The 26,000-nt window shown below is 74.8% G+C and carries 26 protein-coding genes; 9 read left to right on the top strand and 17 right to left on the bottom strand.

Features of this window, described 5'->3' with window-relative positions; translation table 11 throughout:
* Nucleotide 1: 1 nt before the first annotated feature.
* The 4 genes from LY71_RS00525 to sodN form a co-directional block, all read right to left on the bottom strand.
* Nucleotides 2-493 (bottom strand): GNAT family N-acetyltransferase, encoded by a 492-nt coding sequence (locus LY71_RS00525; RefSeq protein WP_106275047.1) that lies wholly within the window; start codon nucleotides 491-493, stop codon nucleotides 2-4.
* Complete coding sequence (pssA, locus tag LY71_RS00520) at nucleotides 490-1,317, bottom strand: CDP-diacylglycerol--serine O-phosphatidyltransferase (RefSeq protein WP_106275046.1); 828 nt, start codon at nucleotides 1,315-1,317, stop codon at nucleotides 490-492. The genes LY71_RS00525 and pssA overlap by 4 nt, the downstream gene beginning before the upstream one ends.
* A 10-nt stretch (nucleotides 1,318-1,327) precedes the next feature.
* Nucleotides 1,328-2,017, bottom strand: coding sequence for a phosphatidylserine decarboxylase (locus LY71_RS00515; RefSeq protein WP_106275045.1), 690 nt, complete (start codon nucleotides 2,015-2,017; stop codon nucleotides 1,328-1,330).
* Between the two features lie 141 nt (nucleotides 2,018-2,158).
* Nucleotides 2,159-2,563: a superoxide dismutase, Ni gene (gene sodN, locus LY71_RS00510; protein WP_106275044.1), complete on the bottom strand. Its 405-nt coding sequence runs from the start codon at nucleotides 2,561-2,563 to the stop codon at nucleotides 2,159-2,161.
* A gap of 51 nt (nucleotides 2,564-2,614) precedes the next feature.
* On the opposite strand from sodN, the gene LY71_RS00505 reads away from it, so the two are divergent.
* Nucleotides 2,615-3,022 carry a S26 family signal peptidase gene (locus LY71_RS00505; RefSeq protein ID WP_106275043.1) on the top strand — a complete coding sequence of 136 codons (408 nt, stop codon included), beginning with the start codon at nucleotides 2,615-2,617 and terminating at the stop codon, nucleotides 3,020-3,022.
* Here the strand turns inward: LY71_RS00505 and LY71_RS00500 are convergent.
* Nucleotides 3,019-3,618 (bottom strand): dTDP-4-dehydrorhamnose 3,5-epimerase family protein, encoded by a 600-nt coding sequence (locus tag LY71_RS00500; RefSeq protein ID WP_106275042.1) that lies wholly within the window; start codon nucleotides 3,616-3,618, stop codon nucleotides 3,019-3,021. The two genes, LY71_RS00505 and LY71_RS00500, sit on opposite strands and share 4 nt — an antisense overlap.
* Nucleotides 3,619-3,704: 86 nt before the next feature.
* On the opposite strand from LY71_RS00500, the gene LY71_RS00495 reads away from it, so the two are divergent.
* Complete coding sequence (locus tag LY71_RS00495) at nucleotides 3,705-4,925, top strand: NAD(P)-dependent malic enzyme (RefSeq protein ID WP_106275041.1); 1,221 nt, start codon at nucleotides 3,705-3,707, stop codon at nucleotides 4,923-4,925.
* Nucleotides 4,926-5,030: 105 nt separating this feature from the next.
* Nucleotides 5,031-5,465: a hypothetical protein gene (locus tag LY71_RS00490; protein ID WP_106275442.1), complete on the top strand. Its 435-nt coding sequence runs from the start codon at nucleotides 5,031-5,033 to the stop codon at nucleotides 5,463-5,465.
* A 13-nt stretch (nucleotides 5,466-5,478) separates the two neighbouring features.
* Here the strand turns inward: LY71_RS00490 and LY71_RS00485 are convergent, their stop codons facing one another.
* The 6 genes from LY71_RS00485 to LY71_RS00460 form a co-directional block, all read right to left on the bottom strand.
* On the bottom strand, nucleotides 5,479-6,192 hold the full coding sequence (locus LY71_RS00485; protein ID WP_106275040.1) for a metal-dependent hydrolase: 714 nt from the start codon (nucleotides 6,190-6,192) through the stop codon (nucleotides 5,479-5,481).
* A 77-nt stretch (nucleotides 6,193-6,269) separates the two neighbouring features.
* Entirely contained in the window at nucleotides 6,270-6,455 is a 186-nt protein-coding gene (locus tag LY71_RS00480; RefSeq protein WP_106275039.1) for a DUF6104 family protein, read from the bottom strand.
* A 6-nt stretch (nucleotides 6,456-6,461) separates the two neighbouring features.
* Nucleotides 6,462-10,322 (bottom strand): multifunctional oxoglutarate decarboxylase/oxoglutarate dehydrogenase thiamine pyrophosphate-binding subunit/dihydrolipoyllysine-residue succinyltransferase subunit, encoded by a 3,861-nt coding sequence (locus tag LY71_RS00475; protein ID WP_245887567.1) that lies wholly within the window; start codon nucleotides 10,320-10,322, stop codon nucleotides 6,462-6,464.
* 179 nt (nucleotides 10,323-10,501) lie between these two features.
* Nucleotides 10,502-11,290, bottom strand: coding sequence for an ankyrin repeat domain-containing protein (locus LY71_RS00470; protein ID WP_245887566.1), 789 nt, complete (start codon nucleotides 11,288-11,290; stop codon nucleotides 10,502-10,504).
* Nucleotides 11,291-11,363: 73 nt separating this feature from the next.
* Complete coding sequence (locus tag LY71_RS00465; protein WP_106275036.1) at nucleotides 11,364-12,131, bottom strand: ABC transporter permease; 768 nt, start codon at nucleotides 12,129-12,131, stop codon at nucleotides 11,364-11,366.
* Entirely contained in the window at nucleotides 12,128-13,069 is a 942-nt protein-coding gene (locus tag LY71_RS00460; RefSeq protein ID WP_245887565.1) for an ABC transporter ATP-binding protein, read from the bottom strand. The genes LY71_RS00465 and LY71_RS00460 overlap by 4 nt, the downstream gene beginning before the upstream one ends.
* 289 nt (nucleotides 13,070-13,358) lie before the next feature.
* Here LY71_RS00460 and LY71_RS00455 point away from each other — a divergent pair, with 289 nt between their 5' ends.
* Together LY71_RS00455 and LY71_RS00450 are read left to right on the top strand one after the other, a co-directional pair.
* Complete coding sequence (locus LY71_RS00455) at nucleotides 13,359-14,471, top strand: adenylate/guanylate cyclase domain-containing protein (protein ID WP_245887564.1); 1,113 nt, start codon at nucleotides 13,359-13,361, stop codon at nucleotides 14,469-14,471.
* Nucleotides 14,472-14,553: 82 nt separating this feature from the next.
* Complete coding sequence (locus LY71_RS00450) at nucleotides 14,554-16,194, top strand: ABC-F family ATP-binding cassette domain-containing protein (RefSeq protein ID WP_106275035.1); 1,641 nt, start codon at nucleotides 14,554-14,556, stop codon at nucleotides 16,192-16,194.
* A gap of 7 nt (nucleotides 16,195-16,201) precedes the next feature.
* Here the strand turns inward: LY71_RS00450 and LY71_RS00445 are convergent, their stop codons facing one another.
* Genes LY71_RS00445 through LY71_RS00435 form a run of 3 tightly spaced genes read right to left on the bottom strand, consistent with a single transcriptional unit; the run spans nucleotide 16,202 to nucleotide 18,184 of the window.
* Entirely contained in the window at nucleotides 16,202-16,759 is a 558-nt protein-coding gene (locus LY71_RS00445; protein WP_106275034.1) for a GNAT family N-acetyltransferase, read from the bottom strand.
* A gap of 2 nt (nucleotides 16,760-16,761) precedes the next feature.
* A complete protein-coding gene (locus LY71_RS00440) occupies nucleotides 16,762-17,850 on the bottom strand; it encodes an alpha/beta fold hydrolase (protein ID WP_106275033.1) in 1,089 nt (362 codons plus the stop codon).
* Nucleotides 17,771-18,184 (bottom strand): hypothetical protein, encoded by a 414-nt coding sequence (locus tag LY71_RS00435; RefSeq protein WP_106275032.1) that lies wholly within the window; start codon nucleotides 18,182-18,184, stop codon nucleotides 17,771-17,773. Before LY71_RS00435 ends, LY71_RS00440 begins: the two co-directional genes overlap by 80 nt.
* A gap of 125 nt (nucleotides 18,185-18,309) precedes the next feature.
* Between LY71_RS00435 and LY71_RS00430 the strand changes: the two genes are divergently transcribed.
* A complete protein-coding gene (locus LY71_RS00430) occupies nucleotides 18,310-19,080 on the top strand; it encodes an SDR family NAD(P)-dependent oxidoreductase (protein ID WP_211297073.1) in 771 nt (256 codons plus the stop codon).
* A gap of 39 nt (nucleotides 19,081-19,119) precedes the next feature.
* On the opposite strand, the gene LY71_RS00425 is transcribed toward LY71_RS00430, so the two are convergent.
* The 3 genes from LY71_RS00425 to LY71_RS00415 all read right to left on the bottom strand — a co-directional run bounded on the left by LY71_RS00425 (nucleotide 19,120) and on the right by LY71_RS00415 (nucleotide 22,878).
* Nucleotides 19,120-20,013 (bottom strand): alpha/beta fold hydrolase, encoded by an 894-nt coding sequence (locus LY71_RS00425; RefSeq protein ID WP_106275031.1) that lies wholly within the window; start codon nucleotides 20,011-20,013, stop codon nucleotides 19,120-19,122.
* A gap of 79 nt (nucleotides 20,014-20,092) precedes the next feature.
* Nucleotides 20,093-22,276 (bottom strand): MMPL family transporter, encoded by a 2,184-nt coding sequence (locus tag LY71_RS00420; protein ID WP_106275030.1) that lies wholly within the window; start codon nucleotides 22,274-22,276, stop codon nucleotides 20,093-20,095.
* Nucleotides 22,277-22,281: 5 nt separating this feature from the next.
* On the bottom strand, nucleotides 22,282-22,878 hold the full coding sequence (locus LY71_RS00415; protein ID WP_106275029.1) for a TetR/AcrR family transcriptional regulator: 597 nt from the start codon (nucleotides 22,876-22,878) through the stop codon (nucleotides 22,282-22,284).
* 164 nt (nucleotides 22,879-23,042) lie between these two features.
* On the opposite strand from LY71_RS00415, the gene LY71_RS00410 reads away from it, so the two are divergent.
* The 3 genes from LY71_RS00410 to LY71_RS00400 all read left to right on the top strand — a co-directional run bounded on the left by LY71_RS00410 (nucleotide 23,043) and on the right by LY71_RS00400 (nucleotide 25,978).
* Entirely contained in the window at nucleotides 23,043-24,644 is a 1,602-nt protein-coding gene (locus LY71_RS00410; RefSeq protein ID WP_106275028.1) for a multicopper oxidase family protein, read from the top strand.
* Between the two features lie 47 nt (nucleotides 24,645-24,691).
* Nucleotides 24,692-25,069 (top strand): VOC family protein, encoded by a 378-nt coding sequence (locus LY71_RS00405; RefSeq protein WP_106275027.1) that lies wholly within the window; start codon nucleotides 24,692-24,694, stop codon nucleotides 25,067-25,069.
* Between the two features lie 270 nt (nucleotides 25,070-25,339).
* Nucleotides 25,340-25,978, top strand: a complete 639-nt coding sequence (locus LY71_RS00400) for a hypothetical protein (protein WP_106275026.1) — start codon at nucleotides 25,340-25,342, stop codon at nucleotides 25,976-25,978.
* Nucleotides 25,979-26,000: the final 22 nt, after the last annotated feature.

Raw genomic sequence — 26,000 nt, 5'->3', positions numbered from 1 at the left:
GTCAGCCTGCCCTACCGCCCGGGCCGGCGGCGAAGCCGGCCAGGGCGTGGTCGGTGAGCCGGAAGACCGTCCACCCGTCCATCGGGACGGCCCCGGCGGCCCGGTAGAAGGCGATCGAGGGCTCGTTCCAGTCGAGCACCGACCACTCCAGCCGGTCGTAGCCGCGCTCGACGCAGGTGGCCGCCAGCGTCCGCAGCAGCTCCCGGCCCAGGCCGGTGCCGCGGTGCGCGGGCTGCACGTAGAGGTCCTCCAGGTGGATGCCGTGGGTGCCGCGCCAGGTGGAGAAGGTGAGGAACCACAGCGCCGTGCCGACGACGGCCCCGCCGGCCTCGGCGACGTGACCGAACAGCGCCGGGGACCGCCCGAACAGCGCGGCGGTGAGCTGCTCCTCGGTCAGCCGCACCTCGTGGGCGGCCTCCTCGTAGTCGGCGAGCTCGCGCACCAGGCCGACGACGGCCGGGACGTCGTCCGGCCGGACCGGGCGGACCGTCACGTGAGCACCTCCCGGAGCCGCTCGGGCACCAGCCGGCCCAGCGGGGAGACCAGGGGCACCAGCACCGGCGCGAACAGGTAGCCGTAGGCCAGCACGCAGCCGGTGACGACGGGGACGGTGGCGAACCCGACGACCAGCGCGACCGCGGCGGCGACCAGGCCGTAGGGCCGCCCGCTCTTCGGGCTGACCAGCGAGCGGAACGAGCGGAACCGGACGGTGCTGACCATCAGCAGCGCGGGGACGGCGACGATCAGCAGCACCCACAGCCGGTCGCGGCCCTGCATCTGGCCGCCGAAGGCGAACACCGAGGCCAGCACCACCCCCGCCGCACCGGGGCTGGGCATGCCGGTGAAGTACCGCTTGTCCGCCGTCGGGTCGATGGTGGTGTTGAACCGGGCCAGCCGGATGGCGGCGCAGGCCACCCACAGGAAGCAGACCACCCAGCCCAGCGGGTCCCACTCGTCGCGGCCCTCGGAGAACAACGTGAACGCCAGCAGCGCGGGGGCCAGGCCGAAGGAGACGAGGTCGGCCAGCGAGTCGAACTGCAGGCCGAAGGCGCTGACCGCGCGCACCAGCCGGGCCACCGCGCCGTCGGCGATGTCGAAGAGCACCGACAGGCCGATGAGCACCGCGGCGAGGGAGTACTGGCCGCGGATGGCGACCAGGATGGCGGCGAAGCCGCACATCATGTTGCCGAGGGTGAACAGGCTGGGCAGCGTCGCCAGTGCCCGGCGGCGGCTGCCGCGCACCGAGCCCCGGACGAACTCGACGGTGGCCGTGCGCCGGGTCGGCGGCCGCCCCTCGCCCGAGGCGGAACTGGGCACAGCGGACCCCTCAGCCGGCGGCGGGCCAGCGGGCGATGACGGTCTCCCCGCCGCGCACGCGCTGACCCTTGCTGACGGTGAGGGTGCACTCCCGCGGGAGGAAGACGTCCATCCGCGAGCCGAACTTCATCAGCCCGAACCGCTGCCCGGTGGCCAGCCGCTGCCCGACACCGGTGCGGGTGACGATGCGGCGGGCGAGCACGCCGACCAGCTGCCGGAAGACGACCGTGCGCTCGCCGTCCGGGTGGTCCTCGCGCAGCCACAGCTCGCTGCGCTCGTTGCGGTGCGCCGACTCCGCGCGGTAGGCCGCCAGGAAGCTGCCCTTGCGGTAGGAGCTCTCCACCACCTCGCCGCGGTAGGGCGAGCGGTTGACGTGCACGTCGACCACGGACAGGAACACGCTGACCTGCTGCCAGCCGCCCTCGGGCGCCGGCTCGGGGGCCACGCCCTGCTGCGGCTCGCCGGCGACCATGACCATCCCGTCGGCGGGGGAGACGACGACGTCGGCCGCGGGCTGCTCGCGGTCGCACTGCCGCTCCGGGTCGCGGAAGAACAGCAGCATGTAGGCCGACAGGGCCAGGAACGGCCAGGCGGCCCGGCGGAGGCCCCGGCGTCCGGTGGACCGTCCGGCGGCGGCGAGCAGGGCGGCGGGTGCCAGCGGCCCCGTGACGAAGGGCCACCCGGCGGGGTCGATGCGCATCGCCGTCAGACGGTACCGGTCCGCAGTGGGCCGGTCCGGGCGCCCGCAGGGACGCCGGCGACGGGCGACGGGTGAGCGGACGGCAGCGGCCGGTGGACACCAGGTGTCCACCGGCCGCCGCGGTCGTGTCGGAGAGGTCGCCTACGCGGCGGCCTTGGTCTCCCAGAAGATCCGGTCGATCTCGGCGATGTAGTCGAGCAGCTTCTGGCCCTCGGCGGGGTCCATGCTGCCCTTGCCGCCGGACGCGCCGGCCTGCTTGGTCGCCTTGTTGAACAGCTCGTGCAGCTGCGGGTACTTCTCGAAGTGCGGGGGCTTGAAGTAGTCGGTCCACAGCACCCACAGGTGGTGCTTGACCAGGTCGGAACGCTGCTCCTTGATGAGCACGCAGCGCATCTTGAAGACCTCGTCGTCGCTGCCCTGGTACTTCTCCTGGATGGCCTTGACGGACTCCGCCTCGATGCGGGCCTGGGCCGGGTCGTACACGCCGCAGGGGAGGTCGCAGTGCGCGGTGGCCTCCACGGCGGAGAACACGCGGCTGAACAGCATGCTCTTTCCTCCGGATGTCGCGGGATCTGGTCGTCTGCGACCCTACTCGCGGTGATCAGGTCCGACACGTCCGAGCGTCAGGCCCCGGGACCGGTGCCCCCGCTGCTCAGCGCCTGGGTGCTGGCCCGGGTGAGCGGCCCGTCGATGTCGCCCACGGTGCGCCACGGCGACCGGCTCCTGGTGCGCCGGCTGCCCCCCGGGCGGGCCCGCGCCGGCGACGTCGTCCTGGCCCGCTTCCCGGCCCGGCCCGACCTGCTGGTGGTCAAGCGGGTGCAGCGGACCCTCGCCGGCGACCGGGTGTGGGTCGTGGGCGACAACCCGCTGGTCACCGACGACAGCCGCGCCTACGGGCCCGCCGTCGCCGTCGGCCGCGTCGTCGCCCGGCTGCGGCCGCGGCCCGGCCGGCTGGCCGCGCCGGCGCCCGGTCCCGCGACCCCGCCGTCCGGCTCCGCGACCTAGCCGCGCAGCTCCGCGTAGCGCGCGGCGCACTCCGCCATGGTCGGCAGCAGCCCCTGCTCGCGGGCCTCGGCGAGCGTGGGCGCGCCGCGGTCCTTGTCCGACAGCACGAACTCCACGTCGGCCGGCCAGGGCAGGTCCAGGTCGGGGTCCAGCGGAGAGACGCCGAACTCGCGGCCGGGGGAGTACCCCGAGGAGACCAGGTAGGTCACCGAGGACCGGTCCTCCAGGGACACGAAGGCGTGCCCGAGCCCCTCGGCGAGGAACACCGCGCGCGGCCGGCCGGCCTCGAGCAGGACGCTGTCGCTGACGCCGAAGGTCGGCGAGCCGACCCGGACGTCGACGACCACGTCGAGCACCCGGCCCGCCGGGCAGTAGACGTACTTGGCCTGACCGGGCGGCACGAGCGCGAAGTGCACGCCGCGCAGCACGCCGCGGGCGGACACGCTGTGGTTCGCCTGCGCCAGCGGCAGCGCCCACCCGGTGGCCCCGGCGAGCACGTCGGCGCGGTACCACTCGGTGAACCGGCCCCGCTCGTCGCCGTGCGGCACCAGGTCGAGCACGTAGCTGTCCGGCACGGCGAGCGGGGCGATGTCCACGGGCGGCACGGTAGCGAGGCCCGGGCCGGCCGCCGCGGCCGCACGCCGGACGGCGGGGGACCCGACCCGGCTACCCTCTGGGGCCCATGGGCGCAGGAACGGGCTCCACCGGGACCACGGGCGACCGCACCGCAGAGGACCCCGTGCCCGACCGCTTCACGCAGGACCCCGCGTTCGCCGTGCACGAGGGCGGCAAGCTGGCCGTCCGCCCGCTGCGCGGGATCGCGTCACGCGAGGACCTCGCGCTCACCTACACCCCCGGCGTGGCCCGGGTCTCCAGCGCGATCGCCGCCGAGCCGGCCCTGGCGCGCCGGTTCACCTGGGCGTCGCGGGTGGTGGCGGTGGTGTCCGACGGCACCGCCGTCCTGGGCCTGGGCGACATCGGCCCGGCCGCGGCACTGCCGGTGATGGAGGGCAAGGCCTGCCTGTTCAGCGAGTTCGCCGGGCTGTCCTCGGTGCCCGTCGTGCTCTCGACCACGGACGTCGACCAGATCGTCGAGACGGTGGCGGCCATCGCGCCGTCCTTCGGCGGGATCAACCTCGAGGACATCAGCGCGCCGCGCTGCTTCGAGATCGAGGACCGGCTGCGCGAGCGGCTCGACATCCCGGTCATGCACGACGACCAGCACGGGACGGCGATCGTCGTGCTCGCCGCGCTGCGCAACGCCGCGCGGGTCACCGGCCGGGAGCTCGGTGACCTGCGGGTGGTGGTCTCCGGCGCCGGTGCGGCCGGCATCGCCTGCACGAAGATGCTGCTCGGGGCGGGGGTCGGTGAGGTCGCCGTGGCCGACTCGCGGGGCGTGGTGCACGCCGGCCGCGAGGACCTGACGCCGGTCAAGCGGTGGGTCGCGGAGAACACCAACCGCGCGGGCTACGCGGGCACGATGGTCGGTGCGCTCGAGGGCGCCGACGTCTACCTCGGGCTGTCCGGCGGCTCGGTGCCGGAGGCGGCGATCGAGGCGATGGCGCCGGACTGCATCGTGTTCTCGCTGGCCAACCCCACCCCCGAGGTCGACCCGGAGATGGCGGCGCGCCACGCGGCGGTCGTGGCCACCGGCCGCAGCGACCTGCCCAACCAGATCAACAACGTGCTGGCCTTCCCCGGCGTCTTCCGCGGCGCCATCGACGCGGGCGCCACCGCGATCACCGAGGCCATGAAGCTGGCGGCCGCCGAGGCCATCGCCGGCGTGGTGGGCGAGGACCTGGCGCCCGGCCACATCGTGCCCAGCCCGCTCGACCGGCGGGTGGCCACCGCGGTCGCCGAGGCCGTCGGCGCCTGCGCCCGCGAGCAGCGCGTCACGGTGTAGGGGCCGCCCCGGCCGGCGCGCGCACCGATGAGGGAGCGCCCGCCGGCCGGTCCTCCTGGTGTGGCCCGCGACCCCACCGGGCCCCGTCCGGGCGAGGAGCAGGCCATGACCACCGACACGAGCACCCCCGAGGCCGGCGACGTCCGCGCGGCCGCGCTGCGCACGCTCGACCGCCTCGTCGGCACGTGGACCGTCTCCGGCCCCGGCGGCCTGGGCGGCGAGGTCCGCTACGAGTGGATGGCGGGCGGGTGCTGGCTGGTCCAGCACGTGGACCTGCGCCACGGCGACGAGCACGACCGCGGGGTGGAGTACATCGGCTGGGACGAGAGCAGCGGCGAGCTCCGGTCGCACTTCTTCGGCTCGCGCGGGGAGCTGCTCGAGTACACCTACCGGGTCGAGGGCGACCTGCTCACGATCTGGTTCGGCGACACCGGCTCCCCGGCCCGCTTCGAGGGCCGCTTCAGCGCCGACGGCCGGGTCAACGACGGGGCCTGGTCGTGGCCGGGCGGCGGGTACGCGTCGACGATGACCCGCGCCTGAGGCCGGGCGGGCGCTACCCGAGGTCCATCAGCGCCTGCAGGTAGGGGTCCAGCGCCGACCGGGCGCCGGTGTTGGCGTAGCCGAACCACACCGCGACGCCGAGGAACAGCGGCGCCAGCACGGCCTTCTCCAGCGTCGTCCCGGTGCGCATCGGCGTCAGCGCCAGCCGCTTGCGCCGGAGCAGCCAGAGCACCGGCACCGGCACGCCCTGCTTGGTGACCAGGTCGCCGGCGACGTGGGTGAGCACGCCGAGCGCGACCGCCCACGGCAGCCAGGTCGGCTGCGGGGAGTGCTCGAGCAGCAGCCAGGCCGCGCCGAAGGAGAGCACCAGGTTGCCGACGACGGTGTTCTCCGCGCGGCCGGGGATGACGAAGTGCAGTGCGCGCAGCGCCAGTCCGATTGCCAGCGCCACGACCAGCAGGCTGGACCAGTAGAGGCTGGCCGCGGCAAGGGCGACCGCGCCGAACGCGACGGGGGCCAGCAGCGCGTCGTGGGTGCCCCAGCGGTGGCCGCCGGCGATCCGGCCGATCGCGCCGGAGGGGACGTCGGTCACCGGTCCCCACATGTCCGAGACCGTGGAGCCGGAGTGGTCGAGGTCGGGCAGCATCGCGAGCCCGCCGACGGCGGCCACCCAGGCCACCTGGGCGACGCCGCCGTCGACGGGCGCCCAGGGGAGGGTCGCCGCGCCCACGGCGAGACCGGAGAGGGCGTGCGAGTGACCGAGCACGTGCGCAGCGTGCCGCCGGAGGAGGCGCGTGCGGGGGAGGCGCTCCGCGCGACGATCAGGTCACCTGATCATCGCCGTCACTCGTCGTCGACGTCGTCGGTGCCGCCGCGCGCCAGCCAGGTGGCCAGCCGCTCGATCGGCACCTCGAACTCCGGGTGCTGGTCGACGAAGGCCTGGAGCTGGTCGGCCAGCCAGGCGAGGGTGACCTGCTCCTCGCCCCGCCGGTCGGCCAGCTCCTCCAGCCCGCGGTCGGTGAAGTACACCGGTGCTCAGCCCGCGAAGGCCTGCGCGACCAGCTCCCGCTGCTCTCCCTCGTGCACCTTGGCCGACCCGACGGCGGGGCTGGCCGAGGCGCGGCGGCTGACGCGGCGCAGGGTCCGGCCGTCGAGGTGCTCGGGGAGGTTGCAGGCCATGAACTGCCAGGCGCCCATGTTCGCCGGCTCCTCCTGCACCCACACCAGGTCGCCGGCGTTCGGGTAGCGCCCGATCGCCTGGCGGATCTCCTCGGCCGGCAGCGGGTAGAGCTGCTCGACGCGGATGACCGCGGTGTCGGCACGGCCCTCGGCCTCGCGCTGGGCCAGCAGGTCGTAGGACACCTTGCCGCTGCACAGCAGCACCCGCCGGACGGCGGAGTCGTCGAGCGGCTCGCCGCCCACGCCCGGGTCGGCGAGCACCGGCCGGAAGCCCTCGTCGGTGAAGTCCGCGACCGGGCTGACCGCCGCCTTGGCCCGCAGCAGCGACTTCGGCGTGAACACGACCAGCGGCCGGTGCACGTCGGAGAGCGCCTGGCGGCGCAGCAGGTGGAAGTAGTTGCCCGGCGTCGAGCAGTTGGCGACGGTCATGTTGTTCTCCGCCGACAGCTGCAGGAAGCGCTCGATCCGGCCGCTGGAGTGGTCGGGACCCTGGCCCTCGAGGCCGTGCGGCAGCAGCAGGACGACGCCCGAGCGCTGGCCCCACTTGGCCTCGCCGGAGCTGATGTACTCGTCGATGACCATCTGGGCGCCGTCGACGAAGTCGCCGAACTGCGCCTCCCACAGCACCAGCGCCTTCGGGTTGCCCACCGAGTAGCCGTACTCGAAGCCCAGCGCCGCGTACTCGCTGAGCAGCGAGTCGTAGACGAAGAACTTCGCCTGCTGCTCGGACAGGTTGGCCAGCGGCGTGTACTCCGCGGCGCTCTCGCGGTCGATGAGCACCGCGTGCCGCTGCACGAACGTGCCGCGGCGGGAGTCCTGGCCGGCCAGCCGCACCGGCACGCCCTGCACGAGCAGCGAGCCGAAGGCCAGCAGCTCGCCCATCGCCCAGTCGATGCCGCCCTCGCTGACCATGGCAGCGCGCCGCTCGAGCATCCGCTTGAGCTTCGGGTGCGCGCTGAAGTCCTGCGGCAGCGACACGTGCGCGTCGCCGATCGCCTTCATCACCTCGGGGCTGATGGCGGTGGCGACCGGGGTGGCCTGCTGGGCCGGCTGGTCCATGACCGGCTGCGGCTTGGGCGTCTCGTCGACGTCGTGGGTCTCGGCGAAGGCCCGCTCCAGCTGCCCGCGGTAGTCCTTGAGCGCCTCCTCGGCCTCCTGCAGCGTGATGTCGCCGCGGCCGACCAGCGCCTCGGTGTAGAGCTTCCGGACCGAGCGCTTGCGGTCGATGATGTCGTACATCAGCGGCTGGGTCATCGACGGGTCGTCGCCCTCGTTGTGCCCGCGGCGGCGGTAGCAGACCAGGTCGATGACGACGTCCTTGCGGAACGCCTGCCGGTACTCCACCGCCAGCCGCGCCACCCGCACGCACGCCTCGGGGTCGTCGCCGTTCACGTGGAAGATCGGCGCGTTGACCATCCGGGCCACGTCGGTCGAGTAGAGGCTCGAGCGGGCGGCCGCCGGTGACGTCGTGAAGCCGACCTGGTTGTTGATGACGACGTGCACGGTGCCGCCGGTGCGGTAGCCGCGCAGCTGCGAGAGGTTCAGCGTCTCGGCGACCACGCCCTGGCCGGCGAACGCGGAGTCGCCGTGGATGAGGACCGGCAGGACGGTGAAGCCCTGCTCGCCCTTGTCGATCATGTCCTGCTTGGCGCGGACGACGCCCTCCAGCACGGGGTTGACCGTCTCCAGGTGGGAGGGGTTGCTGGCCAGCGAGACGGCGATCTCGGCACCGGGCTGGAACGGGTTCTCGAAGGTGCCCTCGGCGCCGAGGTGGTACTTCACGTCGCCCGAGCCCTGGACGGTGCCGGGGTCGATGTTGCCCTCGAACTCGCCGAAGATCTTGGCGTAGCTCTTGCCGAGGACGTTGGCGAGCACGTTGAGCCGGCCGCGGTGGGCCATGCCGATCGCGACCTCGTCGAGGCCGTGGTCGGTGCCGGCGATGAGCACCTCGTCGAGGATCGGGATGACCGACTCGCCGCCCTCGAGGCTGAACCGCTTCTGCCCGACGTACTTGGTCTGCAGGAAGGTCTCGAAGGCCTCAGCGGCGTTGAGCCGGCCCAGGATGTGCTTCTGCTTCTCCCGCTCGGGCTGCTCGGCCTTGAGCTCGATGCGCTTCTGCAGCCACTCCCGCTCCTCGGGGTCGGTGATGTGCATGTACTCCACGCCGACGGTGCGGCAGTAGGAGTTGCGCAGCACGCCGAGGATGTCGCGCAGCGGCATGACCTTCTCGCCGACGAACCCGCCGACGGGGAAGGTGCGGTCGAGGTCCCACAGCGTGAGCCCGTGCTGGAGGATGTCCAGGTCGGGGTGGCTGCGGACCTTGAACTCGAGCGGGTCGGTGTCGGCCATGAGGTGGCCGTTGCGCCGGTAGGCCTCGATGACCTCGATGACCCGGGCTTCCTTGTCGATCTGCCCTTCGCGGCTGACCCGCACGTCGGGCATCCAGCGCACCGGCTCGTAGGGGAGGCGCAGCGACCGGAAGACGTCGTCGTAGAAGCCGTCCTCGCCGAGCAGCAGCTGGTGCAGCCGGCGCAGGAAGTCGCCGGACTCGGCGCCCTGGATGATCCGGTGGTCGTAGGTCGACGTGAGCGTGATGATCTTGGAGATGCCGAGGTCGGTGAGTGCCTCGGGGCTCATCCCCTGGAACTCGGCGGGGTACTCCATGGCGCCCACGCCGATGATCGCGCCCTGGCCGGCGGTCAGCCGCGGCACCGAGTGCACGGTGCCGATCGTGCCGGGGTTGGTCAGGCTGATCGTGGTGCCGGAGAAGTCCTCGAGGGTCAGCTTGCCGGCGCGGGCACGGCGGATGACGTCCTCGTAGGCGCCCCAGAACTGGGCGAAGTCCATCTGCTCGGCGCCCTTGATCGAGGCGACGACGAGCGAGCGGGAGCCGTCGGACTTCGGCAGGTCGATGGCCAGGCCGAAGTTGACGTGCTCGGGCTGCACGAGGGTCGGCTTGCCGTCGACCTCGGCGAAGGCCGCGTTCATGTTCGGGAAGTCGTCGAGGGCCCGGACCAGCGCGTAGCCGATCAGGTGGGTGAACGAGACCTTCCCGCCGCGCGAGCGCTTCAGGTGGTTGTTGATGACGATCCGGTTGTCGGCCAGCAGCTTGGCCGGGACCGCCCGCACGCTCGTCGCCGTCGGCACGGTGAGCGAGGCGTTCATGTTCTTGACGACGCTCGCCGCGGCACCGCGCAGCGGCGTCCGCTTGGGGCCCTCGCCCTGCGCGGCGGGCTTGGCCACGGGCTTGGCCGCGGGCGTGGCGGCCGGGCGGGCCGGGGCGGCCGCGACCTTCTGGTCGGCGCGGTCGGCGGCCCGGTCGACGACGGTGGCCTCGGTGCGCTCGGGGACCGGGGTGGACCGCGGCGCGGGCTCGGGCGCGCCCGGTGCGACGGCGGGGCTGCCGGGCCGGGTGGCCGAGCCCTCGGCGTCGGCGGCGGCCGGGCGCTCGGGGGTGGGAGCGGGCGCCGGCTTGGGCGCGGGCCGCTCGGCGCGGGCGGGCTGCGACGCGGCCGGCGAGCCGTTGCCCGAGGGCGTCGCAGGTGCCGGCGCGGAGGGAGCCGCGGCGGCCTCGCGGTCGTCGCTGGCGGCGACCGGGCTGCCGGGCCGGTAGTCGGCGAAGAACTCGTGCCAGGCCTGGTCGACGCTGGACGGGTCGGCCAGGAACTGCTGGTACATCTCCTCGACCAGCCACTCGTTGGTGCCGAATCCGGCCACCGCGGACGAGGAGGCGGTGGAGGACGGCCGGGATGCGTTGTCGCGTGACACGGGTCGAGTGCCTTCTTCGTCGTCGGTGGGCGTCTCTGGACCGGGGACGGAGTCTACGCCCGCCAGCAGGGCTCCTCGGTGTGGAGCGACCTGCGCCGGAGGGTCGTGGACCGGCCGTCGGTGGGAGGTCAGTCGGTGGCGCCGGAGGTCACCAGCAGGTCGACGAGGGCGTCGCGGGCACCGGCGTCACCTGCGTCGTCGCGCCGGTGGCGGGCCGCGGCGACCCGGCCGATGTCCAGGGCGCTGGCCCCGTCGTTGGTGGTGGCGTTGACGTCGGCGCCGGCGGCCAGCAGGACGCGCACCACCTCGGGCGCGTCGCCGGCGGCCACCGCGTCGTGCAGCGGGGTGCGGCCGGTGTCGGGGTCGCGCCGGTCGACGGCGGCGCCGGCCTCGACCAGCGCCCGCACCAGGTCGACCCGGCTGCCGGCCGCCGCGGCGTGCAGCGCGCCGGCGTCGGGGTCGGCGCCGCGGTCGAGCAGCAGCCGCAGCGTGCCGCCCGCGCCGCCGGCCGCGGCGACGGTGAGCAGGTCCAGGCCGGTGCGCGGGTCGGTGAGGAGCGCGCCCGCGTCGAGCTCGCGGGTCAGCTGGCCGGCGTCGTCGAGGTGGGCGGCGGCCGCCGCGTCGACCGTGGCGCCCAGCCCGCACAGCACGCCGACCAGCTCGGGGGCGTGCTCGATCGCCACGTGCAGCGGCGTCCGCCCCGACTCGGTGCGCGCGGACAGGTCGGCGCCCGCGGTGACCAGCTCCCGCACGACGTCCTCCCGGCCCGCCGCCACCGCCAGGTGCAGCGGCGTCCAGCCGTCCTCCCCGCCGTGCTCGACGGTGCCGCCGAGCAGGCGCGGGGTGTCGGCGACCGCGCTGCGCACGGCTGCCACGTCCCCGTCGCGCACCAGCCGGCCGAGGCGCGGCAGGGTCATGCGGGTCGTCATCCGGGGTCCCCCAGTCGTCGGTCCCAGTGGGCGGTGCCAGGTGGGTGGGTGGCCGGCGTCCTCAGACGACGTCGCGGCGGACGGCGAGGAACGTCCCGAGGACGGCCGTGAGCAGACCGTAGCCGAGCAGCAACAGCGCGCCCTGCCACGGCTCCAGGAGGTCGGGGGCCTGGAAGTCGGAGGTGACCGCCTGCACCGCGCCGCCGGGCAGCCACTTGTAGGCCGGCTGCAGCACGCCGATGGAGGAGACGATCGGCTCGACGACGTAGAGGTAGACCAGCGCCCCGACGATGGCGCCCACCTGGTTGCGCAGCAGCGCCCCGACGCCGACGCCGATCACCGCGAAGACGACCAGCACCAGCCCGGCGGCGCCCAGCGTCTGCAGGTTGTCGGCGTCGAGCGACGGGGCCGCCCCGCGCGCCCCCGCGAACAGCAGGACGACGACGACGTCGACGGCGAGCACGAGCAGCGCGATCGGCACCGCCGCCAGCGCGTAGGCCACCAGCTTCGCGGCGACCACCCGGCCGCGGCGGGGCGTGGTGAGGAAGGTCGGCGTCGCGGTGCGGTGCCGGTACTCCTGCGTCGTGCCGATGATCCCGAGGATCAGCAGCAGCACGCTGGCGTTGGCGGCCACCGAGAAGACGACCTCCTCGTACTGCGGCGTACCCACCGCGGGCAGGCCCGGTTGGCCGCCGTCCGGCTCGGCGCCGGCCAGGCCGGTGAACAGCGCGGCGAACCCGCCGGCCATCAGGCAGGCGCCGATGACCAGGCCGATCCAGACGCGGGTGGTGACGAGCTTCGTCCACTCGGCGCGCACGAGGCCGGTCACCGGGCGGCTCCCTCGGGGGTGGCGGTGGGGGAGGCGGCGGCGAACTGCTCCTGCCCGGCGGTGAGCCGGAAGTAGAGGTCCTCCAGGCCGGTGGCCTCGGCGCGCAGCTCGTGCAGCTCGACGCCGGCGTGGAAGGCGCGGGCCCCCACCTCGGCCGGCGTCGCCCCGGTCACCGTGACCAGGCCGTCCGCACCGCGGTCGGCGACCATCCCCGCGTCCCCCAGCACGGTGGCCAGCCGGTCGGCGTCGGGAGTGCGCACCAGCACCGTGCCGGCGCCCTGCGCGCCCGAGCGCAGCTCGGCGATCGAGCCCTGCCGCACCAGCCGGCCGGCGCCGACGATGACCACCCGGTCGGCGGTCTGCTCCATCTCCGACAGCAGGTGGCTGGACACCAGCACCGTGCGGCCCTCCTCGTGCGCCAGGTGCCGGAGGAAGCCGCGCAGCCAGAGGATGCCCTCGGGGTCCAGGCCGTTGGCCGGCTCGTCGAGCACCAGCACCGGCGGGTCGCCGAGCAGGGCGGTGGCCAGCGCCAGGCGCTGGCGCATGCCGAGCGAGTAGCCGCCCGCACGGCGCCGCCCGGCCGTGGCCAGGCCGACGGCGGTGAGCACCTCGTCGGCCCGCGAGACCGGGAGCCCGGCGGCCCGGCAGTACACGCGCAGGTGGTCGCGGCCGGAGCGGGCGGGGTGGAAGGCCGTCTCGAGGACCGCGCCGACGGTGCCCACCGGGTCGGGCAGCGCCGCGTAGGGGACGCCGTCGAAGGTCGCGCTGCCGGCGTCGGGGGTGATCAGCCCGAGCACCATGCGCAGCGTCGTGGTCTTCCCCGCCCCGTTGGGACCCAGGAAGCCGGTCACCGAGCCCGGCTCGACGGTGAAGCCCAGGTCGGTGACCGCCCGCACGGTGCCGAAGCTCTTGCTCAGGCCCGACACCTCGACCCGCACGGGTCGGTGCCCGGCCGGGCCGCTGGCCGTCGTCGCGATGACGTGTCCTCCTCGTCGTGCACCCCCGTGCGGTGCCCATCCTGGCGCACCCGGCCCGGCGCGCGGCAGGCCCGGCCCGCGCGTCGCCGGTCGTCCACCCGCCGTCCACCCGCCGTCCACGCGGGGCCGGTGGCGCCGCCCGCCGCGGTGGTCCGCGCACCGGCTGCGACGGCGGTCACTACAGTGCGCGACGTGAGCGCCGACCGGACGATCGTCGTCCGCACAGCGGGCTGACCCCCGGGCGGGCGCCGTGGACCCCGACGGACCGGACCCCGCCGGCGCCGACCCGCGCGCCGACGTCCGCGACGCGCTGGAGCGGCTGCTGCTCGGCGGGCCGCGCCGGCTCACCCGGATGCAGGTGGCGGCCGCGGCCGGCATGCCGCCCGAGCGCACCCAGCGGCTGTGGCGCGCGCTGGGCTTCCCCGACGTCGCCGACGACGACCCGGCCTTCACCCTCGCCGACGTCGGGGCGCTGGCGACCCTCTCGGCGCTCATCGACAGCGGCTTCGTCGACCTCGACACCGAGGCCTCGATCGCCCGCGCCACCGCGCAGGCGCTGTCCCGGCTGGCCGACTGGCAGACCGACATGCTCGCCGAGGTGCTCACCCGGCAGGCCGAGGAGCACGGCCGGGCCGACGCCGTCGCCGCGGCCGAGACGCTGCTGCCGCTGCTGACCCGCACCCAGGACTACGTGTGGCGCCGGCACCTGGCGGCCAACGTCGACCGGCTGCTGTCCTCCGGCGGGCCGGGCGACCGCCGGGAGCTGGCCGTGGGCTTCGCCGACCTCGTCGGCTACACCTCCCGCTCCCGCGGCATGGACGCCCGCGAGCTCGGCGCCATGGTCGAGGCGTTCGAGGCCACCGCGACCGAGGTCATCGCCCGCTCCCACGGCCGGGTGGTCAAGACCGTCGGCGACGGCGTCCTCTACACCGCCGCGTCGGCCGTGGACGCCGTCGAGATCGGCCTGACGCTGCCCGACGCCTGGGACGACGACGACCGGCCGCGGCTGCGGGTGGGGGCCGCGCACGGCGTGGTGCTGACCCGGCTGGGCGACGTCTACTCGCCGGTGGTGAACCTGGCCAGCCGGCTGTGCTCGCTGGCCCGGCCCGGGACCGTGCTGGTCGACCGGGCGCTGGCCGGCCGGCTGCGCGGTCTGCCCGGGTACCGGGTGCGGCCGATGCGCCGGGTGTCGGTGCGCGGCTACGACGACCTGCAGCCGTGGCTGGTGCGCCGCCGTCCGCCCGAGCGGGCCGGCAGCCCCCTGGAGGACATGCTCGACGAGATGGCCGACGAGGTGCTCGCCGCGCCGGAGGAGGACGACGCGGGCGGGCAGGGGTCCGGCGGGAACCCGGGCGACGGCTGAGCGGGGCACGCGCTACCGTGGGTGCGTGCTGTGAGCCCGGACGACGTCGCACCCACCGGTCCGTCCTCCCGGGAGCCCCTCCATGAGTGCCACCCTCGTCGCGCGCGGCCTGGCCGCCGGCCACGGCGCCCGCGTGCTGTTCGCCGACCTCGACCTCGTCGTCGCCCCCGGTGACGTCGTCGGGCTGGTCGGCGTCAACGGCGCGGGCAAGTCCACGCTGCTGCGCACCCTCGCCGGTGAGCTGCCGGCCGAGTCCGGCTCGATCACCCTCAGCCCGCCGACGGCGACGGTCGGGCACCTGCCGCAGGAGCACGAGCGCCGCGCGGGCGAGACCGTCGCCGCGGCGCTGGCCCGCCGCACCGGCGTCACCGCCGCGCAGGCCGCCCTGGACACCGCCACCGCCGACCTGGCCGCCGGGCTGCCCGGCGCCGACGACGCCTACGGGGAGGCGCTGGAGCGGTGGCTGGCCCTCGGTGGCGCCGACCTCGACGAACGCCTGGAGCAGGTGCTGGCCGAGGTGGCGCCCGGTGTCGCCCCGGACGCCGCGGTCACCGGCCTCTCCGGCGGCCAGGCGGCCCGGGTCGGGCTGGCCGCGCTGCTGCTGTCCCGCCACGACCTGCTGCTGCTCGACGAGCCGACCAACGACCTGGACCTGGCCGGCCTCGAGCAGCTGGAGGCCTTCGTCGCGGGCAACCGCTCGGGCATCGTCCTGGTCAGCCACGACCGGGAGTTCCTCGCCCGCACGGTGACCCGCGTCGTGGAGCTGGACCTGGCCCAGCAGCTGGTGCGGGTGCACGACGGCGGCTACGAGAGCTACCTCGTCGAGCGCGAGGTCGCCCGCCGGCACGCCCGCGAGGAGTACGAGGAGTACGCCGGGACCAAGGCCGACCTCGAGGCGCGGGCCCGGATGCAGCGCAACTGGCTGGCCAAGGGCGTCCGCGACGCGGTCAAGAAGCAGAAGGACCCCGACAAGTTCATCAAGGCGCACAACCGGGCGACCGCGGAGAAGCAGGGCGCCAAGGCCAAGCAGACCGAGCGGCGCATCGAGCGGCTGGAGGTGGTCGAGGAGCCCCGCAAGGAGTGGGAGCTGCGGATGACGATCGCGGCCGCGCCACGGGCGGGGGCCGTGGTGGCCACCCTGCGCGACGCCGTCGTCCGCCGCGGTGGGTTCACCCTCGGGCCGGTGAGCCTGCAGGTGGACTGGGGCGACCGGGTGGCCATCACCGGGCCCAACGGCTCGGGCAAGACCACGCTGCTGGGCGCGCTGCTGGGCCGGGTGCCCCTGGACGAGGGGACGGCGAGCCTCGGCCCGTCGGTGCGGCTGGGGGAGGTGGACCAGGCCCGCGGGCTGTTCGTCGGCGAGCGGCGGCTGATCGAGGCCTTCGCCGCCGAGGTGCCCGACTGGCCCACCGCCGAGGTGCGCACCCTGCTGGCGAAGTTCGGCCTCACCGCCGAGCACGTCACGCGCCCGGCCGCGTCGCTGTCGCCGGGCGAGCGCACCCGGGCGGCGCTGGCGCTGCTGCAGGCCCGCGGGGTCAACGTGCTGGTGCTCGACGAGCCCACCAACCACCTCGACCTGCCGGCCATCGAGCAGCTCGAGTCCGCGCTGGCCGCCTACCCGGGCACGCTGCTGCTGGTCACCCACGACCGCCGGATGCTCGAGGCGGTGGCCACCACCCGCCGCCTCGCCGTCGACGGCGGCCGGGTGGTCGACGTCAGCTAGCCGGGATCTAGCTCAGGTCCTGGCCGAGGGCCTCGTCGAGGCCGACGGTGGCCATGCCCGACCACGTCTCGTCGACGTGGTGGGCCAGCACCATGAGGTCGCGCAGCTCGCCCTCGCGGTCACGGACGTGGTCGCGCAGCAGCGCCTCCCCGGTGAAGCCCAGCGCGCTGAACAGCGCCAGCGCCGAGCCCTGCTCGGCGACGACCTCCACGACGAGCTTGCGCAGCCCGTCGCCGACCGCCGACACCAGCGCCTGGCGGGCGAGCCGGCGGCCCAGGCCGGAGCCGCGCCGGGTGGGGGAGACCACCAGCCGCACCTCGCCCACGTGCGAGGACCAGCCCGGCAGCGGCCGGACGGCGACGTAGCCGGCCACCTCGCCGCCGTCGCCGTCCGCACCGTCGAGGGCGACCCACCGCCGCCCCGGCGCCTTGCCCGCCGCCCACGAGCGGACGACGTCGGGGTCGGTGACCTCCTCCTCGATGAAGGTCAGGTCGCCCTCGGGCAGCTGTCCGAAGAAGCGCAGCAGCGCCTCGCAGTGCGCGGCCTGCAGTTCGACGACCTCCACGTTCAGTCCTCCCCGACCTCGTCGCTGCGCTTCCGGAGGAAGCCGATGATCTCCGGCACCGTCGTCCTGGCCGCCGTCCGGCCCACGACGAGACCCATGTGCCCGGCGTCGAGCCGCAGCTCGTGCTTGTCCTCGGAGCCGACCAGGTCGATCAGCGGCGCGGTCGCCTCCGGCGGGACGATGTGGTCGCGCTCGGCGCGCACGGTGAGGAACGGCAGCCGGATGTCGGACAGGTGCACCGGGTCGCCGCCGACGGTCAGCCGGTCGGTGACCATCGCGTTGTCGCGCACCAGCATCTGCACCGTCTCGCGCGCCGCCGCGCCGGGGAACGGGATGTGGTCGTCCGACCAGCCGGTCATCGCCTGGTAGGCCGAGACGTACTCGTCGTTCCAGAGCCGTTCCCACAGCGTCACGTAGCGGGTGACCTCCGCGGTGGGGGTGAGGGTCTTGAAGCCCTGCACCACCACCCGGGGCGGCACGTTGCCGTCCTCGTCGACGACGTCGTCGACCTCCAGCCCGCCGCGGAAGACGTCGGCCATCGGCCCCATCTTCGTGAAGTCGACCGGGGTGGCCAGCACGGTGAGGCTGCGCAGCGGCGCGTCGGGGTGGTGGGCGGCGTAGAGCAGGGAGAGGTCGCCGCCGAAGCAGTACCCGAACAGGTTGACCTCGTCGGCGCCCGAGAGCTCGCGCACCCGCTCGACGGCGGCCGGCACGTAGTCGTCGACGTAGTCCTCGAGGCGGTTCTGCGCGTCCCGCTCGTCGGGCTCGCCCCAGTCGACCAGGTAGACGTCGAAGCCGGCGTCGAGCAGCTGCTCGACGAAGCTGTTGCCCGGCGTCAGGTCGAGGATGTAGCTGCGGCTGACCAGGCTGAACACGATGAGCAGCGGCGGGGAGTACCGCACCTTGTCGCTGCGGTAGTGCCACAGCTGGGTGCGGCCGCGCTCCCAGACGACGTCCTTGGGCGTCAGCCCCACGCCCGGCCGGTCGACACCGGCGACGAGCTTGATCCCGTTACGCGCGCGGAGGGCGTTGCGCTCCACGTCGCGCCGGACGCGGTCGAGGACCGCCTGGGGACTGGGCACCGTCGGCATCGTGTTCCTCCCGGGGGACGTCGGCAGGCCGCGGACGGCGGCGCTCGTTCTCCAACTGCACGGTCAGCCGCCGGACCTCGCGGTCCAGGGCGCCGACCTGGGCGCGCAGGCGGGCGACGTCGGTGCCCGCCGGCAGGTTGACCAGGTGCCAGGCGCGGGCGGAGACGCCGCGGGCGGTGTCCTTGGCCAGGTTCTGCACCCGCCGCACCAGCGCGACGCCGGTGGCGAAGCCCGGTGTGCGCACCAGGCTCTCCGCGTGCGGGGTGACCCGCTTCTCCGCAGCGTCGAAGGCCTGCCGCCACAGCGGCGGTCCCGCTGGTGTCCCCGACGTCATCGTCCGACCTCCTCCCGGGCCCGGCTGCCCGCGTCGGGCCCCCTACCCGCCCGGCCGGTGATCCACCCCACACGGGTGCCGGATACCGTCCGGGCAGGCATCGGCGACGACCGAGGGAGTGGCGCGTGGCGGACAGGACCGTCCTGGACATGTTCCGGCTCGACGGCAGGGTGGCGATCGTGACGGGGGCGTCCTCGGGTCTGGGCGTGGTGTTCGCCCGGGCGCTGGCGCAGGCCGGCGCCGACGTCGCGCTCGGCGCGCGCCGCGAGGACCGGATGGCGGAGACGAAGGAGGCGGTCGAGGCCGCGGGCCGGCGAGCGATCACCGTGCGCACCGACGTGGCGCGCGCCGAGGACTGCCAGGCGCTGGTCGACGCGACGATGGCCGAGTTCGGCCGGGTCGACGTCCTGGTGAACAACGCCGGCATCGGCACCGCCGTCCCGGCCACCCGGGAGACGCCCGAGCAGTTCCGGCAGGTCATCGACGTCAACCTCAACGGCTGCTACTGGATGGCGCAGGCCTGCGGGCGGGTCATGCAGCCGGGCAGCTCGATCGTGAACATCTCGAGCATCCTCGGGCTGACCACCGCCGGGCTGCCCCAGGCGGCCTACGCGGCCAGCAAGGCCGGGCTCATCGGGCTGACCCGCGACCTGGCCCAGCAGTGGACCGGCCGCAAGGGCATCCGGGTCAACGCGCTGGCGCCGGGCTTCTTCGCCTCGGAGATGACCGACCAGTACCCCGAGGGCTACCTCGACCAGCAGATGGCCCGCGTACTCGTCGGCCGGGCCGGCGACCCGATGGAGCTCGCCGCGGCGCTGGTGTTCCTGGTCAGCGAGGCCGGCGGCTACGTCACCGGGACGACGATCCCGGTCGAGGGCGGCATGCTCACCAGCTGACCGGGCTCCCGGTGCCCCGCCGCGGCGGGGCACCGGGACTCAGCGGCCGTCGGCGCGGGCGGTCAGCGCGGTGATCCGGTCGACCAGCTGCGGCCACACCTCGCGCGGCAGGTCGTGGCCCATCCCGTCGACGACGAGCAGCTCGGCGCCCGGGATCGCCGCCGCCGTCGCCCGGCCGCCGGACACGTCCACCAGCGCGTCCTGCTCGCCGTGCACGACGAGCGTCGGGACGGCGACCCGCGCGAGGTCGGCCGTGCGGTCGGGGCTGGCCAGGATCGCGGCGAGCTGCCGGGCGACACCGGCGGGGTTGTACGCCCGGTCGTAGGACAGCCCGGCCCGCTCGCGCAGGGCGTGCTCGTCGAGCTCGAAGCCGGGGGAGCCGATCACCCGGTAGGCGTCGACGGCGCGCTGCACGGCGGCGTCGCGGTCGGCGGCCGGGGGCGCGAGGAGCACCCCGAGCGCGGCCTCGGCCGGTGCGCCGACCGCCGGGTCGCCGGTCGTCGACATGATCGAGGTCAGGCTGCGCACCCGCTCCGGGTGCCGGACGGCCAGCGACTGGGCGATCATCCCGCCCATCGAGGCGCCGACCACGTGCGCGCTGTCGATCCCGAGCGCGTCGAGCAGGCCGGCGGTGTCGTCGGCCATGTCGGCCAGCAGGTAGGGGACGCCCGACCGGTCGCCGCCCATGACGGCCAGCACGTCCGGCTTGCCGGCGGCGTCGAGGTGGGTGGACAGGCCGATGTCGCGGTTGTCGAACCGGACGACGTACAGGCCGCGCTCGGCCAGCATCCGGCAGAACTCGTCGGGCCAGCCGATCATCTGCGTGGCCAGGCCCATGACCAGCAGCAGCGGCGTGTCCTCCGCCGAGCCGAAGGTCTCGTAGGCCAGCTCGACGTCGCCGACGCGGACCGTCTGCACCCCGGTGTGCTCCATGGCCGGACGGTAACCCGCCGTTCCGGACGGTCGGGTACCGGCCCGGCCGGCGCCGCGGGGCGCCGGCCGGGCCCGCACCTCAGTGCCGGGTGGCCCCGACCAGCTCGCCGCTGTCCTCGCGGGCCGGGGTCCGCTCGAGCGCGGCGCCCTCGACGTCGAGCACCGGCAGCCAGCGCAGCCAGCGCGGCAGCCACCACGCCCGGCCGCCGAGCAGGGCCAGCGCCGCCGGCACCAGCACCATGCGCACGACGAAGGCGTCGAACAGGATCCCGGCGGCCAGCGCGAAGGCGATCGACTTGATGGTGGCCTCACCGGCCGGGACGAACCCGGCGAAGACGCTGAACATGATCAGCGCGGCGGCGACGACCACGGGGGCCGCCTGGCGGAAGCCGGTGCGGATGGCCTCCAGCGGCGCGGTGCCGTGGGCGTGCGCCTCGTGCATCCGCGAGACCAGGAAGATCTGGTAGTCCATCGCCAGGCCGAACAGGATGCCGATGACCAGGATCGGCGTGAGGCTGATCAGCGGGCCGGTCGAGTCGAGGTTGACCACGTCGGCCAGCCAGCCCCACTGGAACACCGCCACGGTGGCGCCCAGCGCCGCGCCGACGGTGAGCACGAAGCCCAGGACGCCGACCAGCGGCACCAGCAGCGAGCGGAAGACCAGCACGAGGAGCACCAGCGCCAGCCCGACGACCAGCGCGAGGTAGACCGGCAGCGCCTCGTCCAGGCTCTGCGCGACGTCGACGCTGACCGCCGTCTGGCCGGTCACCGACGCCTGCACCCCGTCGGTGCCGGCGAGCAGGTCGCGCAGGTCGGCGACCAGCTGCTCGGTGGCCGGGTCGGTCGGGCCGGACTCCGGGATGACGGTGAGCAGCGCGGCGGTGCCGTCGGCGTTCGGCACCGGCGGGGTGACCAGCGCGACGTCGTCCAGCTCGCCCACCGGGCCGCTGAGGCCGGCCGCCGTCCGCGGCGCGCCGTCGCCCTCGATCAGCACGGTGATCGGGCCGTTGAACCCCTCCCCGAAGCCGTCGGCGAGCAGCTCCTGCGCGCGCTCCTGGGTGCTGTCGGCCGGCGGCGCCTGCACCAGCGTGGTCTGCATCGAGAAGAACGGCACCGCGACCGTGCCGAGAGCGACGACCGCCAGCAGCAGCGTGACCGCCCGGTGGCGGGTGACGGTGGCGACCCAGCCGGCGAGGAAGCCGGGCCGGGCGGCCTCGTGCGCGCCGTGCCGGGCGCTGCCGGGCCGCTGCCGGCGCGGCAGCGCCCGGACGCCGAGGAAGCCCAGCACGGCCGGCACCAGGGTCAGCGCGACGAGGACGGCGACGACGATGGTGGCGGCGGCGGCCACGCCCATCTGGGTCAGGAACGGGATGCCGACGACGGCCAGGCCGACCAGCGCGATGACCACGGTGAGCCCGGCGGTGACCACGGCCGACCCGGCGGTGCCGGTGGCGACGGCGACCGCGGTGGCCACGTCGGCGCCCCCGCGCAGCTCCTGGCGGAAGCGGGTCACGATGAACAGCGCGTAGTCGATGCCGACGGCCAGGCCGAGCATCGCGGCCAGCGTGGGCGTGGTCGAGGACAGCTCGGTGAAGCCGGTGGCGATCGTGATGCCGAGGACGCCGATGCCGACGCCGACCAGCGCGGTCAGCAGGTTGAGACCAGCCATCGCCAGCGCGCCGTAGGTGACGGCGAGGACCAGGAGCGCGACGACCACGCCGATCGCCTCGGCCGGGCCGCCGACGTGCGGCGGCTCCTGCACCGCCTCGCCGCCGACCTCCACGGTCAGGCCGGTGCCACGGGCGTCGTCGACGGCGGCCAGCAGCGCGTCCTGCTGCTCGGGGGTCACCTCGCCGGGCGCGGCGTCGTAGGTCACGGTGCTGTAGCCGGTGGTCAGCTCGGGGTTGACCGCGGGCGCGGCCGGGTCCAGCGGGTCGGTCGCCGAGACGACGCCGGGCAGCTGCGCGAGCTCGCCGGCCAGGCCGGTGACCGCGGCGGCGTTCTCCGGCGTGGCCAGCGTCTGGCCCTCCGGCGCCTGCAGCACCACGCGGGCCGACGCGCCGCCGACCCCGCCGAACTCCTCGCCGATGCGCTCGAGCGCGGTCGTCGACTCCTGTCCGGGGATGGAGAACGAGCTCGACGTCTCACCGGCGAGGGTGACCGCGCCGACGCCGCCGCCCACGAGGACGAGGAGCCAGACGAGGACGACCGGCAGCCGGTGCCGGTGCGAGGCGGCACCGATCCGGGACAACAAGACAGCCATGCAGATCAGGCCTCCGCCTGCTCGGGGTGGGGACGGGCGGCGCCGGGGCGGCGGTGACCCAGCGCGTCGGTGCAGGTGGCGACGACGTGCGGCCGCCACGCGGTGGTCCGGTCCTGCTGGTGGGCCGCGAGGGTCAGGACGGCGAGGGCGGCCAGCGCCCCGAGGACCCGGACGACCCGCTGCGGCTCGGTGGTGGCGACGTCGACGTCGAAGGCGCGCAGCACCAGCTCGGAGGTGGCCGAGGCCCGGTCCTCCTCGTCGCCGCCGGGGCGGGTGGCCGGGGCGAGCAGCAGGGCGACGACGCCGGGGTGGGCGAGGGCGACGTCGACGAGCACCTCGACGGCGCGGACGTCGCGCGCCGCGCCCGCCGGGAGGTCGCCGACCTCGTCGAGCACCTGCGTGCCCAGCGTGTCGGCCTGCGCCAGGACGGCCTCGTACAGCGCGTCCTTGCTCGGGAAGTGGTGCAGCAGGCCGGCCTTGGACAGGCCGACGGCGTCGGCGACGTCCTGCACGGAGGTCTTGGCGAAGCCGCCGCGGGCGAACAGTGCGGCAGCGCGGTCGAGGATGCCCGCGTCGACCTGGTGCCGGAAGGGTCGTGCCACGCCGCCTACGGTAGCCCTTCCCGACCGATCCGGTCGGCCGGCCGACCGAAATGGTCGGTGGTGTCGCTCACCCGGGACCGCTCGGGGAGGGCCGGCGAGCGCGGTGACGGGCGGTCGGGCATGGTTACCCGCAGTGTGACCGGCGACACAGTCAGGACGGACCCATGGCAGACCGGGCCTTCACCCGCCGCAGCGTGCTCAAGGCCACCGCGGTGGGGGCGGCGGCCCTCGCCCTGCCGTCGGCCGCCGTCGGCACCGCCCGCGCGGCCGGGGTCTCGGAGCTGACGGCGGACCGCCTGCCGCAGCCGTACACCCCGTACGACCGGTTCGTGCAGCCGCCGGTCCTGCGGGTGCCCGACGCGCCCGGCAGCCGCCCGGTCGTCGAGGTCGTGCAGGCCCCCACGTCGGTGCGGCTGCTGCCGCCGTCCGAGCCCGAGACGACCCTGTGGGTCTACGGCGGCTCCTACCCCGGCCCGACGATCAAGGTGCGCCGCCACCAGCGGGTCACCGTGCGCCAGGTCAACCGCCTGCCCGCGGCCCACCCGCTGTTCGGGTACGAGTTCCACACCTCCACGCACCTGCACGGGTCCCCGTCGCTGCCCCCGTTCGACGGCTACGCCAACGACCTGAGCCACCCGGGCTTCCTCAAGGACCACGAGTACGACAACGAGGAGGACGCGCGGACCCTCTGGTACCACGACCACGCCGTCCACCACACCGCGCCGAACATGTACACCGGGCTGCTCGGGCAGTACCACGTGCTGCCCGAGACGGGGGCACCCGACCTCGGGTTCCCGGTGGACGACGAGTTCGACGTGCCCGTGACGATCAGCGACGTGGCCTTCCGCGCCGACGGCCAGCTGCTCATGGACCCGCACAGCGTCGACGGGGTCCTCGGCGACGTCGTCCTGGTCAACGGGGTGCCGTGGCCGGAGGTGCCGGTGCGGCCGCGCACCTACCGGTTCCGGCTGCTCAACGCCTCGATCGCCCGCGGCTACCTGCTCCGGCTGACCGGCGGGCTGCCGATGACGGTGGTCGCCACCGACGGCGGGCTGCTCCGCCGGCCGGTGACGGTCGACCAGCTGCGGCTCGGCATGTCCGAGCGGTACGACGTCCTGGTCGACTTCGCGCCGCTCGCCGGACAGCGGGTGGAGCTGCGCAACCTCGGCGTGCCCAACGCCGCCGACTTCGAGCACACCGGCGAGGTGATGGCCTTCCGCGTCGGCACCGACCCGGGCGGCCCGGACACCGTCCTGCGCGAGGACGCGTGGCCCGACCTGGACCCGGCGGGGGTGCTCGCCATCGACCCCGCCGAGGCGGTGACCACCCGGCGGTTGCGCTTCGAGAGCCGGGGTGGCGTGATGACCATCAACGGGCTGACCTGGACCGACGTCGAGGACTCGGGGTTCCGGCAGGCGGTCGCGGAGCCGCAGCGCGGCACCGTCGAGGTGTGGGAGCTGGAGAACCCCTCCCGGCGCTGGTTCCACCCGGTGCACCTGCACCTCGTGGACTTCCGGGTGCTCGACCGCGACGGCCGCCCACCGGCGCCGTACGAGGACGGGCCGAAGGACGCCGTCTACCTGGGGGAGCAGGAGCTGGTGCGCATCGCCGTCCGGTTCGGACCGCACACCGGCCGGTACACGATCCACTGCCACCACTCCGGGCACGAGGACCACATGATGATGCACCAGTTCTGGGTCAGGGACGGCGCCGACGAGGGCCTGGACCCCCTCGACCCGCGCTTCGCCCCGAGGCCGGCCCCGTAGGTCCGGACCCGGGACGCACCGACCGGACGGGCAGGGAGGACGCGCGCATGGCGCAGGGGCTCCGCTTCGACCACGTCGGCATCACCGTCGCCGACCTCGACGCGGCGACGGCCTTCTTCGTCGGCCTGGGGCTGGAGGTCGAGGGGCGGACGTTCCTCGAGGGCGAGTTCGTGGACACCGTCATCGGCGTCCCCGGTGCACGAGCCGAGATCGTCGTGCTGCGGCCACCCGGCGGCGGGACCGGGCTGGAGCTGTCGCGCTTCGACCGGCCCGACGCCGTGCCGGGGTCACCCGCCGCGATGGCCAACGAGCTGGGACTGCGCAACGTGACCTTCGAGGTCGACGACCTCCGGGCCGCCGTCGACCGGCTGGCCGCCGACGGCTACGGCCTGGTCGGCGGCGTCGGGGAGTACGAGCACGTCTAGCTCATGGCCCACGTCCGGGGCCCAGAGGGGGTCGTCGTGTCCCTGACCCAGCGGATCGGCTGACGCCCGCCGTCAGCGTGACCGACCACCTGCCGGTCGTGACGGCTGGCGGGCCGACGGGAACGGCGACCTGCTCGTTCGCCGGGAGGACCCTGGACAGGTGCTGTGACGCAGGCCACGGTCTGCGCGGGGTCAGGGGGAGGCTCGTCAGGGCCCTGCGTCGGTCACGAGGCCGACCTCAGGTCGGCACCGCTCGGTGAGGAGCCCCCCATGAACCGTCTGTCACGTCTCGGCGTCGTCCTGGTCGCCGGCGGGACGGTGGCGCTGACCGCGTCGCCGGCCTGGGCCCACGCCGGTGGGACGGCGCCGGACGACGACGCCGGCTGGGTGCCCATCGAGGAGCTGCGCCCGGGCTTCTACGACCCGGTCGACATCTCGGCGTGTGGCACGACGGTCACCCTGGCCACCGGCGACGTCGCCGACGTGGAGGGTCGTGAGACGACGCTCCCCGACGGGGACCTGCTCTTCGAGACGCGTGGTGAGCAGACCGCCGACCTCACGCGTCAGGACACCGGCGAGGTCATCGACGAGCTCGACATCTCCGGCTCCCTGTCCGAGCTGATCGCCGCCGACGGGTTGCACAGCGTCTCCCACCTGTACGGTCCGTCGGTCGTCTTCCCCATCCCGGAGTTCGGGCCGGTCGACGCCGCTGCCTTCGAGGCGGCCGGCCTGCCGGACCTGGGGTACTTCCGCGAGGGCGTCATCACGTTCACCGTCGTCCTCGACCCGGAGACCGGCGAGTTCGCCTCCGAGGACATCGACGTCGACGCGCGTGTCGTCGACCTGTGCACGTGGTTCGACGGCGACCGCGGCCAGGCGCACGGGCACGACCACGGGGACCACGGGTGAGGCGCGCCGCCGTCCGCCGCGC

Origin of the sequence: Geodermatophilus tzadiensis (assembly GCF_003002915.1) — a bacterium.
In the GTDB taxonomy this organism is placed as follows: Bacteria; Actinomycetota; Actinomycetes; order Mycobacteriales; family Geodermatophilaceae; genus Geodermatophilus; species Geodermatophilus tzadiensis.
The sequence above is the reverse complement of the archived record's forward strand: the minus strand, read 5'-3'. Positions and strand labels throughout refer to the sequence as shown.